This window comes from Geomonas terrae (genome assembly GCF_004791675.1).
In the GTDB taxonomy this organism is placed as follows: domain Bacteria; phylum Desulfobacterota; class Desulfuromonadia; order Geobacterales; family Geobacteraceae; genus Geomonas; species Geomonas edaphica.
This window is the reverse complement of the sequence record NZ_SRSC01000004.1, coordinates 343973-357787: the sequence shown is the minus strand read 5'-3', so window position 1 is coordinate 357787 and position 13815 is coordinate 343973. Positions and strand designations below refer to the sequence as shown.

The window sequence follows — 13815 nt, the reverse complement described above, 5'->3', positions numbered from 1 at the left end:
AGGAAATTCCAACTACAACGCTGCTCCTCAGGTGCAGCAGTCCTTCGGTGTCGCCAAGGGCACGCCGACCATCACGAAGCTGCCGACGGCGACCGGCATCATGTTCGGAGCGCCTCTCTCCGCCTCGACCCTCTCCGGGGGGACGGCGGACGTCGCCGGCACCTTCACCTTCACGAGCCCCGCGACGGTGCCGTCCGCTGCGGGTTCCTATTCGGCCGGGATCACCTTCACCCCAAGTGACGCCGCGCACTACAACACCGTAGGCGGGACGGTGAATGTTCCCGTCGCCAAGGCGACGCCGGTCATCACGAAGCTGCCGACGGCTACCGGTATCGTGTTCGGAGCGCCTCTCTCCGCCTCCACCCTCTCCGGGGGGACGGCTGACGTCGCCGGCACCTTCGCCTTCACGACCCCCGCGACGGTGCCGTCCGCGGCAGGGACCTTCCTTGCCGAGATAACTTTCACCCCGAATGACGCGGTCGATTACACTGCGGCAACGGGAAGCGTCCCGGTCGCGGTTGCCAAGGCGACGGCCGCGGTGACGCTGGGACCGCTGAACTATACCTACGACAACACTCCCAAGCCGGTAACCGCCACCACCAACCCCGGCAACCTAGCCGTCGTGATCACTTACAACAATTCCGCGACGGTGCCGACCGCTGCCGGCAGCTACACTGTCCTCGCTACGGTCAATGACGCCTACTATCAGGGTAGTGCCACCGGTACGCTGATTATTGCCAAGGCCCCCCAGGCGATCACCTTCACTTCGACGGTTCCTGGCAAAGCCACCTTTTCGGGAACTGCCTACACCGTTACCGCAAATGGTGGTGCTTCGGGAAATCCTGTGGTCTTCGCGATCGATGGGAGCACCGCTTCCGTCTGCCAAATCTCCGGTTCGACGGTCTCCTTCATCGGTGTCGGTACCTGCGTCATAAACGCAAATCAGGCAGGAAATTCCAACTACAACGCTGCTCCTCTGGTGCAGCAGTCCTTTGGGGTCGCCAAGGCGACGCCGGTCATCACGAAGCTGCCGACGGCGACCGGCATCGTGTTCGGAGCGCCTCTCTCCGCCTCCACCCTCTCCGGGGGGACGGCGGACGTCGCCGGCACCTTCACCTTCACGAACCCCGCGACGGTGCCGTCCGCCGCAGGAAACTTCCTTGCGGAGATAACTTTCACCCCGAATGACGCGGCCAATTACACTACGACAACGGGAAGCGTCACCGTCGCGGTTGCCAAGGCGACGGCCGCGGTGACGCTGGGACCGCTGAACTATACCTACGACAACACTCCCAAGCCGGTAACCGCCACCACCAACCCCGGCAACCTTGCCGTCGTGGTCACTTACAACAATTCCGCGACCGTGCCGACCGCGGCCGGCAGCTACACTGTCCTCGCTACGGTCAACGACGCCTACTATCAGGGTAGTGCCACCGGTACGCTGGTTATCGCCAAGGCCCCCCAGTCGATCACCTTTACTTCGACGGTTCCTGGCAATGCAACCTTTTCGGGGGCTGCCTACACCGTTACCGCGAACGGTGGTGCTTCGGGAAATCCTGTGGTCTTCACGATTGATGGGAGCGCCGCTTCCGTCTGCCAAATCTCCGGTTCGACGGTCTCCTTCATCGGTGTCGGTACCTGCGTCATAAACGCCAATCAGGCAGGAAATTCCAACTACAACGCTGCTCCTCAGGTGCAGCAGTCCTTCGGTGTCGCCAAGGGCACGCCGACCATCACGAAGCTGCCGACGGCGACCGGTATCGTGTTCGGAGCGCCCCTCTCCGCCTCCACCCTCTCCGGGGGGACGGCGGACGTCGCCGGCACCTTCACCTTCACGACTCCCGCGACGGTGCCGTCCGCTGCGGGTTCCTATTCGGCCGGGATCACCTTCACCCCAAGTGACGCCGCGCACTACACCACCGTCGGCGGGACTGTTAACGTTCCGGTCGCCAAGGCGACGCCGGTCATCACGAAGCTGCCGACGGCGACCGGTATCGTGTTTGGAGCGCCTCTCTCCGCCTCCAACCTCTCCGGGGGGACGGCTGACGTCCCCGGCACCTTCACCTTCACGAACCCCGCGACGGTGCCGTCCGCGGCAGGGACCTTCCTTGCGGATATAACTTTCACCCCGAATGACGCGGCCGATTACACTACGGCAACGGGAAGCGTCACCGTCGCAGTCGCCAAGGCGACAGCCACGGTGACGCTGGGATCGCTCAACTATACCTACGACAACACTCCCAAGGCGGTAACCGCCACCACCAACCCCGGCAACCTAGCCGTCGTGATCACTTACAACAATTCCGCGACGGTGCCGACCGCTGCCGGCAGCTATACTGTCCTTGCCACGATCAATGACGCCTACTATCAGGGTAGTGCCACCGGTACGCTGGTTATTGCCAAGGCCCCCCAGTCGATCACCTTCGCGCCCGTTGCTGACAAGCCCTACAGCGCGGCCGATTTTAACCCCGGGGCCACCGGCGGTGACTCAGGTAATCCGGTAACCTATACCTCCTCGAATAGCACGGTCGCCACCATCACTTCGGGCGGCCTCATCCACATCGTCGGTGCCGACACCGTCCAGATCACTGCCAACCAGGTCGGAAACGGTAATTACGCCGAAGCCACAGGCGTGTCCCGGTTCTTCACAGTGAACAAAGAGGTCATCACGGTCACCGCCGATAACAAAAACCGAACCTACGGGGAGGCGAACCCTCAGTTCACCGTGACTTACTCGGGATTCGTAAAAGGGGATGACGCCAGTGTCTTATCCGGCTCCCCTTCGATCACAACGAATGCCACTGTAGACAGTCCTTCGGGGAGTTACAGTATCGTTCCTGCCCTGGGGACTCTGAGCGCCGCCAACTACAGTTTCGTCTTTGTCAACGGAACTCTCGGCATAGGTTTGTCGAGCCAGAGTATCACCTTCAACCAGATCCCCGCCGTGACGTACGGTGCCACCAGTTTCGAACTTGTCTACACGCCGGGTGCATCCGGTGAACCTGTGACCCTTACGAGCTCGAATCCGTCCGTCGCAACCATCTCGGACAAAACCGTGACGATAGTCGGAGCCGGCCGGGCTACCATCACCGCTTTCCAGGCCGGCAACGGCAGTTACGCCTCGGCGAGCGCGGAGCAGGAACTCGTGGTCTTGAAGGCGACCCTGGCCGTAAGTGCGCAAGATCTCAGCCGACCGTTCAACACCGAGAATCCGACTCTCACCTATGCCGTGAGCGGATTCGTCAACGCAGAAACCTCCGCCGTCCTCTCCGGCGCTCCGGAGATCAGCACCACCGCCGTGCGCAACAGTCCGGTGGGGAGCTATCCGATCATGGTCACGCGTGGAACTCTGGACGCGGCAAACTATGACTTCAGCTTCACGGGCGCCTTCCTCGCCGTCGGCCAGGCCAGCCAGAGCATCAGCTTTGCCGCCATTCCGGTCAAAAAATACGGCGACGCCGCATTTGAATTGAGCGCCACCGGTGGCGCGTCGGGTAACGTGGTGACCTTCACCAGTTCCGACACCGCCGTGGCAAGAGTGACCGGAAACACAGTCGCCATAGTCGGTGCAGGCAGCACCCAGATCAGGGCCAGCCAGGCGGGGGACACGAACTACGCCCCGGCCGTAGCGCAGCAGATTCTGACCGTGTCGAAGGGGCTCGTCACGGTCAGCGCAGACAACGCGAGCCGTCCGTACGGCGCTGCAAATCCTGCCTTCACGGCGACTTTCAGCGGCTTCGTCTATGACGACACCAAAGCATCCATCGAGGGGAGCGTTTCCCTTGGTTGCGACGCCGGCCTCGCCACTTCCGTCGGCACCTATCCGATCGTCGTGACGAACGGAACCCTGTTCTCCAACAACTACGATTTCAACTACGTAAATGGCGTCCTCACCATTGAGAAAGCGACCCCGGTGATAACGTGGACCAACCCTTCCGATATTTTCGTCGGAACCGCGCTCTCCGCCATCCAACTGGACGCGAGCGCATCCGTTGACGGCAGTTTCAGCTATTCTCCTGCCGACGGTTATTTCCTCCCGGCGGGGGGCGGTCAAACGCTGCAGGCAACCTTCACCCCCAAGGATCAGGTCAACTATGCCTCCGCCGCGAAGAGCGTGACCATCAACGTCTTGGCAAAGTCGACGGCGACGGTAACCCTCGGGAATCTTGCTCACACCTACGATGGCAGCCAGAAATCGGCAACGGTCTCGACCTCGCCTGCAGGACTGGGCGTGACGGTAACCTACAACGGCAGCACCACCCCTCCAGCCGGAGCAGGCAGCTACACGGTCGTGGCTACCGTAAGCGATTCCAGGTACCAAGGCAGCGCCACCGCAACATTGGTGATCGCGAAAGCCGATGCCTCCGTAGCCCTCGCCAACCTCACCCAGTCCTACGACGGCAGCGCAAAGAGGGTGACGGTGACGACCACTCCGGCCTCCCTCGCCGTGCTGGTGACCTATGGCGGCAGTCAAACAGTCCCGAGTACGGCCGGCAGCTATCTCGTCCTTGCCACCATTGCTGACGCCAACTACCAGGGGGGCGCATCCGGCACGCTCAACATCGTTCCGGTCGTGAACGGCTCCTGCGGTAGCGCCGAAGGGCAGATTTTCACCCTGGCGCCGGCCGTCGGCCTCTGCTCCGGATCGAGCGCCGCGTCCTCAGTTTCCGGTAGCGGGCCGTGGTTCTGGACCTGCAGCGGTAGCGGTGGAGGAACTACTGCTTCCTGTTCCACGAAGAAACTCGACACCTCGGGCGCGGTCGCCATCACAGGAGCTCCGTCCGGCTCCTACTCCGGGATAAAGGCCGGCAACACATTTACCGTGTACCGTTACAGCTCGACCGGCGCCCCCAAGGTACTGGCGAGCAACACCACCCAAAAGACCTTCACCGATGGAACGAGCCTTCTGCCCAACACGGCCTACCAGTACGCCGTCGTCTCCGATACGGACCAGAGCGCGACGGTCTTCATGACCGTGCGCACGCCTTTGTACAACGGTTGGAACATCATCGCCATTCCGTACAACACGAGCGGGGTTGCGCCGAACACCTTCTTCGCCGAGCCGGTCAGCGCTGTTTACGAGTGGATTCCGACGGGAGCGACCCCGGAGGCGAGCACCTCGGTGCTTGGATCCTACGCCCAGGTCAACTCCCTAAGCCCAGGCAAAGGGTACTTCGCCAAGACATCCGACGGCAGCACGAGGCTTGCGTTCTCCGGCACACCAAACTCAGGCAGCACGACCGTCACCCTGAAACCTGGGTGGACCATGATAGCCAACCCCAAAACGAACAACCTGACCGGTATCGGTAACAACTGGCTTGTTGACGGGACTCCCCTCAATCAGGCAGTCACTGGTAACCGTATCGGCGGCAGCCTGTATTGGTGGAACGGGACAACCTATGATTCATGGACCATCGTAGGGGACAATCCTCAGGTCGAGCCGTGGAAAGGGTACTGGATCGTGAACCTGGATTCGGTGAACCATACGCTGACCATCCCGTAGGAGACCGGTGCTGATGAACGTTTTAACAACATCCATATGCGCGGTTTTATTGAGCTGTACCACTGCCGCGGCACTTGAGCCCATGTCGGCGACGATAACGGTTTCCGGCGGCAATCTTTACGATTATGTAGTCATAGGTGAGCATGCCGCGGCTACCGACTCATACGACAACGCCTACGACACCATCTCGCCCGGAAACCTCAACGCCGACATGGGGCAGCCGTTTATCTGCGTAATCGTTCCCCAGCCGGCCTGGAAGCCCGCCCTGAGCAAGTTGCGCGGAGATGTACGCTCATTGGCCAAAAAACAGGAGTGGCCGCTCTCGGTCACCTCAACTTTCGCCAAGGGGACACCATTACAGGTGGCGCTGCGTACAGAGCAGAGCAGACTGTCGCCCGCCATGGCCTTGACCCTAAAGGTCGGGGATAAGATGTACGACCTGAAGGCAGGTCCCTTGACAATACCTGCTCCGGGACCTGGAAACGCATCCGGACTGCTCGTATCAGCCGAGCAGCCGTAGGCTTACCGGCCCGCGTCCGTTGCAGAGCCATACCCGAGGATGCCATTTTTGCAGATCGATTACAGGAGGTGGAAATACATGAATTTTAAGAGGAGCATGACTGCGGAAATCGGTGCGTTCACCGCGCTTTTTTTAACGCATCTTTCAACACCGGTTTTTGCAGGGCCTCCCGGCCCACCCGTCATCACTCAGATTCCAGCGACGCCGGTAGGAAACGTCGAGATGACGGCGGCTACCGTTGTGGCGGTGGTCGCCTATGGATACTGGAAGAGCCGTAAATAAAGGATACTGATGACGGAAAATAGAGAGAATGAAAGGCCGCAGCCTGATTCGTTTTTTGCGGTTTCTTTCATTCTGTGCGCCATATCTGTTACGGCCTTGATGCTGGGTGTCCCGGACGGTTACTGGATAGCCTGGCGCGATCTGAGTATCTCTGTCTCTAAGGGGCTAGGCACCTTGTTGGGCATTGCCGTGACGAGCAATGCCGAGATACTGACGGTCGACGGCTTCGCGATGAGAATCATCCGTCAATGCACCGCCTCTGACTATGTGGTAATTCTTGCGTTAGCCATTCTCCTCTACAGACGTCACAGCCTATCCTATAGACTGATTGGCGTGGCCATTGCTGTGCCGACCATCATCTTCGCCAATGCGATCCGGCTTATTGTCTCAGGGGTGGTCGGCGCCTATTCCGCGAAAGCGTTTCAGATTACCCACGACTATTTTTGGGTGATAGGTTTTGCCCTCTTCGTAGTTGCCCTCTGGACTCTCTGGGTAAATGGCAGTTTCATAGCAACCCGAAAGAGCGCTGTGAGGTCAGCGCAGGTTGTAACTGTGTCTATTGCAGCCTACCTCATCCTATTGTTGTTTTATGAAGAATACGGCGACCTGATGGCCAGGTTGAGCACGCTTGTTTACGCATTGCTGAGTCAGGACACTGAGGGGGGGATCGTTCGAAGCGGCGATGCGATTGTCTATGCCAAGTCCGGGGCGGTTATAAAATTGAACAGCCTGCTGGAAGAGGTGAACGTAGCGATTTATCTGGGGCTTATGGCGCCATTGCAGAAAAGGGGTGATTGGACGATGGCGGTGAACATCGTGATCGGCCTCGCCTGCGTGGTCTTGATGGGCGCAATATTCAATGCCCTTGGCTGTAGATTTGCCCTGAGCGCGGGGGGGGAGCGGTTCTCCGGATTTTGGGCCATCGGAAGTGTTGTCAATCTCGCCTTGCCGATGACGATGTACTGGATACTGGCTGGCGAAAACGAGAAATGAGGACTTACAGGGGGAAATGGAGGTGACTGCTTCTCCTTCGCACATTCCGTTGACTTCTTACAGCAAATCAGCCATATCAACAGCACGCACCTTATCTCAGGCTTGCACCAAACAGCCATCAGGATGAAACCATGACCACTCAATCGCCAACCGACCCGCTCCACGGCGTCACTTTGAAGATGATTCTCACCGAATTGGTGGGGGAGCTCGGCTGGGAAGAGCTGGGAAGGCGGATCGATATTCGCTGTTTTACCCACACCCCCAGTATTTCCTCCAGCCTCAAGTTCCTAAGAAGGACGCCCTGGGCCAGAGACAAGGTCGAGGAGATGTACCTGCGGCTGAAGATGTAGAGGTTCACACGGCTCCCTTCCAACGTCCCCCTGTCGCCCGATTCATTGGTTTCCTAAAGAGACTGATATCGATCTGGCCGCTATCGATCATTTGCCAAAAGTTCACTGCCCGTACAATAAAATCCTTGAGGTTGTAAGCATCTACTAGCTCGCCATGCCGATAAAGAAATAGGTCTTCCCCCGTAGAATCTACAACGATTCCTCGTATAGGGGATTTCAAGGATTTAATTGAGGTGTCGATTACTGATTTCCTAGAAAGAGCAGTTAATATAGGTTTAACTTCGTTTTGCCTGTTGATAAAGTTAGGATTGATGAGTGGGATTAGTCTTGTATGTTCACATTTCAAATCATCTGAAATTTTCTTACCAGCTACATCGTCAGTTATCGAAAACATCGGAAGCCACCGTGTTGGAGCGCACCTTAGGTGGATAACGGTCTGCCATGTGCCAACACGACCGGTGGGAAGGACGAGTGTAAATATACTCACAATAAAATTATCGTATTTTCCGCTGTAGATTTCTCCGATAGTCGGAGAGTTGAACCGCGACCCGTCGAACATGGATTGCAGGCATGAGCAAGATGTTTTATTCAGGTAACGCCCAAACTGATTCAGACTGATTTTCTTCAGTCCACATTCTGAAGCTGCTTTATCAGCCTTCCTGGCCGATTTGGGGGCGAACAAAATAATAGCCGTGGTCAAGGCGGCTAGACTCAGCATACCAATAGCAAATGGATTCAAATCCCTTAGCCACTCCATTAAAGTTCCTCAGAATTTCTTTCCATCATTTTGTCATCCAACGGGTTGCGGGTGAGCGGCGCGAGGGCTGAGGGGGGGGAGTTATGTAACTTATCCTCAGCTGCCATGTTCGACATCTCTGAGGCCTTATCGTCACATGGTGACTTCACAGAAATACCGGCTATCAGTAGCCATAATCTAGACTGAGAACTTTACTCACTCGGTCCTCTTTAAAACAAACGCCTTGCATGAACTCATTGGGACCAAAGTTGTACAACCAGATCTCTCGGCAGTCTCTGCCACCAGTTGATCGAGTTGCCGGTTGTGCGCATTTTTCAATGACCTCTTCCCTTGTGTCGCCTTTCGTCGCTATACCGTTACTGCACCGGCACGATTCAAAGACGTTCATCCGGGTGTTGCCATTTGCTGCATTCAAAGCAACCAAGGCGATATTTCTCGGTGGGGCGGACCGTTGTGGCGCAACCGTTGTCGGAGATATCTGCTCAGAGGACAACGGTGAACCATGCTGCAAACCTTGCTGGTGTGCAGCTTGAATAGGAGCCGGTTCAGCACGGGGTGCTTGGTATCTGGCCGGAACGATTACTACCTCATTCCCATTTTTGTCGGTGTAGTGTTCGTAACCCGATGCGTCTGGTTGTGCCTGGGGCTGCTGGGCGGATATCGCTGTTGGCTCTGAAGGAATCGATGGAATTTGCTGTGAGGGCGAGGCAGGTTCTTTCGCAGCACCGAAAACAAAGGAAGCCAGATCTAATTCCATTCTGTATGCAGCAGCAACCAGTATAAAGACACACACCATGAAACCTATGGCATGATCGAGGGCTTGGGATCTTCTTTTCTGTCTCATAGAGGATTCTCCGGTGCAAAGAAGAGAGCGGGACGCCCATGATTTCATGCGTTTCTTCCGACTCTATGGTAATGGGTTACGCATAATTTCATGGGCGTCCCCCTTTTTCCCCCGAACTTTTTTTCGCCATGGTCGCCTCCTCACGGCAGTAGCTGCCAGATTTATTGCCCGAGTGACCTTGGGATATTTGGGGGGGGGAGGGAATGCTGTTGTCCCCATGGACACCTGTCACAGTGCTTGGAATATAGAACAATTTAATGGCTATTTTCAATAGAAAGACGGCAGAGGGGCAGAATTTACTCTATGAGATGCCGGACGAAGATGATGGAACGCTTGCTTTTGAAACCGCACCTGCGCCTGGAGGCCGGCCTCTAGCAAGTAGGCTCGGTCTTTCCTCTTGCAATTAAACCGTGCTTAGAATACAAAAGGTAGCCCTTTTTGTGAAAGGAGCAAAGAAAAGTAAAAAAGAAAAAGGCTGAAGTATAAAAGTGGAGGGGCTAGTGAACGTTTGGCGCAAGGCGCGCATTCTTTTGATATTTTTTCTGATTTCGTCGGCGGCGTACGCGGCCGATTTCCATACGGGCACCGTAATTTCCACGTTTGATTCCGGAGACTACACCTACGTCGAATTTGAGGAAAACGGCAGAAAAGACTGGGTGGCAACCGTGAAGACTGCCATCGGCGTTGGCGAAGAAATCCGTTTTGCAGACAGCCAGCCCATGATCGATTTTGAAAGCAAGCCGCTCAAAAGAAAGTTCGACAGGATCTGGTTCGCCGCGGAGGTGGTGAAGAAAGAGTCCGCGCCGGCTCCGCCGGACGTCGATTCCGATGACCCGTTCGTGAGTGCCGGGGCGTATGCTCTGGAGGGGAATTACGAAAAAGCCCTCGAAAAGTACGAGGAGCACATAAGCGGCAACCCGAGTGATCCCAACGGATATTATCTCAAGGGAAACGTCTATAACGAGATGCAGCCCGCTTTCCCGACCCCCGATCCTACTGATCCGGAGAGCAAGCAGTACAGGGAAAAGGTGAGCAAGCAGGTCGACGCCTATAGGAAAGCCGTCGAACTCGATCCCCACAACAGGCTTTACCTGCAGGCGCTCGCGCAATCGCTTCAGAATGTGCACGAGTTCAACGAATCCATAGCCATTTACAAGAGACTGGCGCTGGAGACACCGAAGGATCCGTCGTACTCCGTTTACCTTGGGGAAGCCCTGTCGGCCGCCCAAAGGTATCGTGAAGCCCTCGGCGCTTTTGACACGGCACTTTCTCTCAGAAAAGATCCGCGCACCTACCGTCTGCGCGGTGCGGCAAAAGACAAAATGGGAGACGTGGAAGGCGCCATGAGCGACTACAAGACGGGCTACCTGCTGGATAACAGCAGCAAATATGCCCTGGCGCCGTGGTTGTTACGTTTGTTCATCAGGGAAAAGCGCTTCGACGAAGGCATAGCGTTTTATACGAAGGTTCTGAAAACCTCACCCAAGGTTACCGATGCGTACGGCAGCAGAGGGAGGCTGTGGGCGGAGAAATCTCAATTCAACAAGGCGATTGCGGATTACAACAAAGCAATCGGACTGGAACCCGACAGCGCTAATTATTACATCGTGAGATCCGACGCGTATGTCGGCCTGAAGAAGTACCAAGAGGCGATGAAGGACGCCGTGTTTGCCTGCAAACTTTCCGAGTTTTATTGCGATTTCTTGGAAGATCTCAAGAAACGTGAGGCGAGAGGGTGGTACTGGGAACAGTTTGCAACAGGCCGTGATCCCAAGGCGGTTTATTTTTACAGCAGGAAGGACATCGTCAGGAACAAAGGAAGGGTATTGGTTTGGAGCAGGGAGGAGCACCCGGACGACACGACGCAGACGCTTGCCGATTCGGACGAGAAACTTTCATACACCGTTGCCAGAATCGAGATGAATTGCCGTAACAGGCAGATCAGGCACCAGAAGGTGACCTTTTACGGCGCGGACGGAAACAGCCAGTCCTACGCCTTCGAGAAAGACGACAAGTTCGAAAGCATAGCGCCGGGTACGATTTTTGAGAGTTTGATAGAGAATTTGTGCCGCTAGCCCCGGTGACCATATAAATGAATCAGGAGCCCCCGGCACGGGAGTAGGGGGACGTTGCTGAGATTTTGACTTTCTGCCTTTGTTGAGCCTGTAAATCTCAATATCTCAGCAACGTCCACCCGAGACTTTAATATTTTACTGTTTGAACTTATAAAGTAGCCTGTCCCCTTTTACACTCGACATTCGGACGCTCCAATCTACTCAAATGTCCAAAAGACTGGCCTGACCCCGCCTTTTCTGTCATCCTGTCATCCGAAGTCAGTTGGTCCGTAAATTTACATTGTATGTAAATGTTTGCTTCGTTTCAGTAATCGTGAACCGATAAGACAAACTCACTGTATTATTGTTGGTCAGCGGTGAACGGAGCGAAAAGGTTACTGGTGATCCAGCGCTTATTGTTTGTCCGTTACTTAAACCGCTGAAATAGGGGACGACCAGGCCTGTACTGTCAGCAGCAGAAAGATTTTCGATTGTAAAGTTGGAGCCCATGGCCTTTAAAGTGAAGGTATCAATTGTTGCGTAAGTTGGGGTTGGAATACCAGTCAATGTCTGACTAGACGCTGTGTTTACGGTGTAAGGCAGTGATAAAATGGTTACGGAACCAAAGAAAGGGTCAATTTTGGATAGTTCAAGATAAGGTGCTGTAGCGTTGATAGTCACCGTAGCTACAGCACTATCTAACTTGCCGTCGTTAACTACTAAATTGATTGAATAAATCCCCGGCAAATCTGGTGTGAACGAAGGGGATATTTCTGTTGAGCTCGATAATGTTGCTATGCTATTCGCCGGTTTATTGCTTAGAACCCAGTTGAATGTCAAGTTGTCGCCATTGACATCACTGCTGTTGCTCCCATCAAGAGTTACAGCTACACCTGTGAAGACAGCATTTTGGAGAATGACAGGATTAGCAACTGGAGGGCTGTTAGCCGGAATCAATCCAATAAAGGTATTAATTGTGTTCTGTACTTCATGAATATCAATGTCGCCAGATGAATTTTCGTCCACACATCTAGCGACATTTTCAGTTCCTAAGAACATGTCTATTGCAGATCTAACCTCAGTATAAGTAACTATCCCATCATGATCACAATCGCCTGTAGCTAAAGCACTTTGACAAAAACTCAGCCACACTAAAACTGAAAAAATAAACATCACAATCGGGCGCATAACAACCTCCTTTTCCGCAGTAATGGCTCCTCTTGCTTCGTTTATCGATGTAAGGGGAGGAGGGACGTGGATATGGCAATGAGGGGGCGGTCTGCTTGCCCCCATGTTCTTACTTGGCGTTCATCCTGCTCACTATATCTCAGCAACGTCCCCCCGAGACATGGACTTCTTCTCATAGGGACGGACCGCTCCAGGCGGTGGCTCCGCTTCCTGGTAGGCTCCCTGTCCCGTCTCCCGGTAGACCTTCGCCGGGGTGGGGCGGTCATGGGCGCGGGCCTTATAGTAGAGCGTCAAGTCGAGTCCCAGCCCAAGCCACAGGAAGAACGCTACGAGGAGGGCGACGACCCACTTGGTCTTCCTCCGGTTCTTTTCCTGAAGCTCGAAGAAGGTCGCCACGTGCTACCCCTCGCTTCGCGCCAGCACAGGCGCGGGCTGGATGAATATGTGCTTTAACTGCGGGACCGTCTTCTGCACCTTCTCCCTCAGCTCGGCGATCGTCTTTTCCACCTCGTAGTCGTGCAGCTCCTGCTTGAAGTCGACGTCGATGCAGATGAGGGAATCGGCCACGCCAAGCTGCATGGAGCGGATGGCGCCTACCGCCAGCACGTGCTCATGGCTGTTGATGACGCGGCGCGCGTAGCGGACCTGGACCGGGTCAATCGCCTCACCGATCATCAGCTTTCTCATCTCGTTCGCGAGGAAGAGCGCCATCACGAAGAGGAGCGCGCCGATAAAGAGGGAGGAGGCCGCGTCGTAAAGGGGATTTCCCGTCAGGGAGACGAGGGCGGTCCCGAGCAGGGCGATGGCCAGCCCCAGGAGCGCCCCGGAGTCCTCAACGAATACCACGACCGTGCCGCTGTCCTTGGAGTCGACGACCCCCTGCAGCAGCTCCGAGGAGGAATGTTTCCCCATACTGCGGCGGGCGATCAACCACGACTGTCCCTCGAGCACGATGGAACAGCTCAGGATCGCGTAGTTGAGATAGAGGTGCTGGAGCGGTTCGGGGTGCTGCAGCTTGTGAAACCCCTCCACGAGCGAGTAGATGCCGCCCAGGACGAAGAGCAGCATGGCTACGATGAAGCTCCAGAAGTACTCTTCCTTGCCGTGGCCGAAAGGATGTGTGTCGGTGGGAGGGATCTTGCTACGTTTCATTCCGAATAGGAGAAGGACCTGGTTGCCGGTGTCTGCCAGAGAATGAACCGCTTCCGCCATCATACCGGCGCTGTGTGTGGTGAGGGCAGCGAAAAGCTTGAACAAGAAGATGACGAGGTTGTTTCTGAAGGCGACCTTTACCGCCTTTTCTCCTGAAGCCATGGATTTCCTT

The 13815-nt window shown here is 55.7% G+C and carries 11 protein-coding genes; 6 read left to right on the top strand and 5 right to left on the bottom strand.

Annotated elements, in window-relative coordinates:
• The 5 genes from E4633_RS17160 to E4633_RS17140 form a co-directional block, all read left to right on the top strand.
• Window positions 1–5503, top strand: a 5503-nt coding sequence (locus E4633_RS17160) for a beta strand repeat-containing protein (RefSeq protein ID WP_198419468.1), incomplete at its 5' end; no start/stop codon positions are given.
• A gap of 13 nt (window positions 5504–5516) precedes the next feature.
• Window positions 5517–6023 (top strand): hypothetical protein, encoded by a 507-nt coding sequence (locus E4633_RS17155; RefSeq protein WP_135872010.1) that lies wholly within the window; start codon window positions 5517–5519, stop codon window positions 6021–6023.
• A gap of 48 nt (window positions 6024–6071) precedes the next feature.
• On the top strand, window positions 6072–6305 hold the full coding sequence (locus E4633_RS17150) for a hypothetical protein (protein ID WP_135872008.1): 234 nt from the start codon (window positions 6072–6074) through the stop codon (window positions 6303–6305).
• Between the two features lie 9 nt (window positions 6306–6314).
• Window positions 6315–7298, top strand: coding sequence for an archaeosortase/exosortase family protein (locus E4633_RS17145; protein ID WP_135872006.1), 984 nt, complete (start codon window positions 6315–6317; stop codon window positions 7296–7298).
• 131 nt (window positions 7299–7429) lie between these two features.
• Window positions 7430–7648 carry a VF530 family protein gene (locus E4633_RS17140; RefSeq protein ID WP_135872004.1) on the top strand — a complete coding sequence of 73 codons (219 nt, stop codon included), beginning with the start codon at window positions 7430–7432 and terminating at the stop codon, window positions 7646–7648.
• A 4-nt stretch (window positions 7649–7652) separates the two neighbouring features.
• Here the strand turns inward: E4633_RS17140 and E4633_RS17135 are convergent, their stop codons facing one another.
• Together E4633_RS17135 and E4633_RS17130 are read right to left on the bottom strand one after the other, a co-directional pair.
• Entirely contained in the window at window positions 7653–8405 is a 753-nt protein-coding gene (locus tag E4633_RS17135) for a hypothetical protein (protein WP_135872002.1), read from the bottom strand.
• A gap of 163 nt (window positions 8406–8568) precedes the next feature.
• Entirely contained in the window at window positions 8569–9249 is a 681-nt protein-coding gene (locus E4633_RS17130) for a DUF2845 domain-containing protein (protein WP_162605020.1), read from the bottom strand.
• Window positions 9250–9749: 500 nt separating this feature from the next.
• Between E4633_RS17130 and E4633_RS17125 the strand changes: the two genes are divergently transcribed.
• Window positions 9750–11324 carry a tetratricopeptide repeat protein gene (locus E4633_RS17125; protein WP_135871998.1) on the top strand — a complete coding sequence of 525 codons (1575 nt, stop codon included), beginning with the start codon at window positions 9750–9752 and terminating at the stop codon, window positions 11322–11324.
• Between the two features lie 258 nt (window positions 11325–11582).
• Here E4633_RS17125 and E4633_RS17120 read toward each other — a convergent pair whose 3' ends face one another.
• The 3 genes from E4633_RS17120 to E4633_RS17110 all read right to left on the bottom strand — a co-directional run bounded on the left by E4633_RS17120 (window position 11583) and on the right by E4633_RS17110 (window position 13805).
• The gene (locus E4633_RS17120) at window positions 11583–12491 is read right to left on the bottom strand and encodes an Ig-like domain-containing protein (RefSeq protein WP_135871997.1); all 909 of its coding nucleotides are present in this window, start codon (window positions 12489–12491) and stop codon (window positions 11583–11585) included.
• A gap of 132 nt (window positions 12492–12623) precedes the next feature.
• The gene (locus tag E4633_RS17115; RefSeq protein ID WP_135871995.1) at window positions 12624–12887 is read right to left on the bottom strand and encodes a hypothetical protein; all 264 of its coding nucleotides are present in this window, start codon (window positions 12885–12887) and stop codon (window positions 12624–12626) included.
• Window positions 12888–12890: 3 nt separating this feature from the next.
• Entirely contained in the window at window positions 12891–13805 is a 915-nt protein-coding gene (locus tag E4633_RS17110; RefSeq protein WP_135871994.1) for a cation diffusion facilitator family transporter, read from the bottom strand.
• Window positions 13806–13815 lie beyond the last annotated feature (10 nt).

Bases quoted from the DNA above. Each gene is read 5' to 3' on its own strand.
- E4633_RS17155 (WP_135872010.1), top strand. From the start codon at position 5,517: ATGAACGTTTTAACAACATCCATATGCGCGGTTTTATTGAGCTGTACC.
- E4633_RS17145 (WP_135872006.1), top strand. From the start codon at position 6,315: ATGACGGAAAATAGAGAGAATGAAAGGCCGCAGCCTGATTCGTTTTTT.
- E4633_RS17140 (WP_135872004.1), top strand. From the start codon at position 7,430: ATGACCACTCAATCGCCAACCGACCCGCTCCACGGCGTCACTTTGAAG.
- E4633_RS17135 (WP_135872002.1), bottom strand. From the start codon at position 8,405: ATGGAGTGGCTAAGGGATTTGAATCCATTTGCTATTGGTATGCTGAGT.
- E4633_RS17130 (WP_162605020.1), bottom strand. From the start codon at position 9,249: ATGAGACAGAAAAGAAGATCCCAAGCCCTCGATCATGCCATAGGTTTC.
- E4633_RS17120 (WP_135871997.1), bottom strand. From the start codon at position 12,491: ATGCGCCCGATTGTGATGTTTATTTTTTCAGTTTTAGTGTGGCTGAGT.
- E4633_RS17110 (WP_135871994.1), bottom strand. From the start codon at position 13,805: ATGGCTTCAGGAGAAAAGGCGGTAAAGGTCGCCTTCAGAAACAACCTC.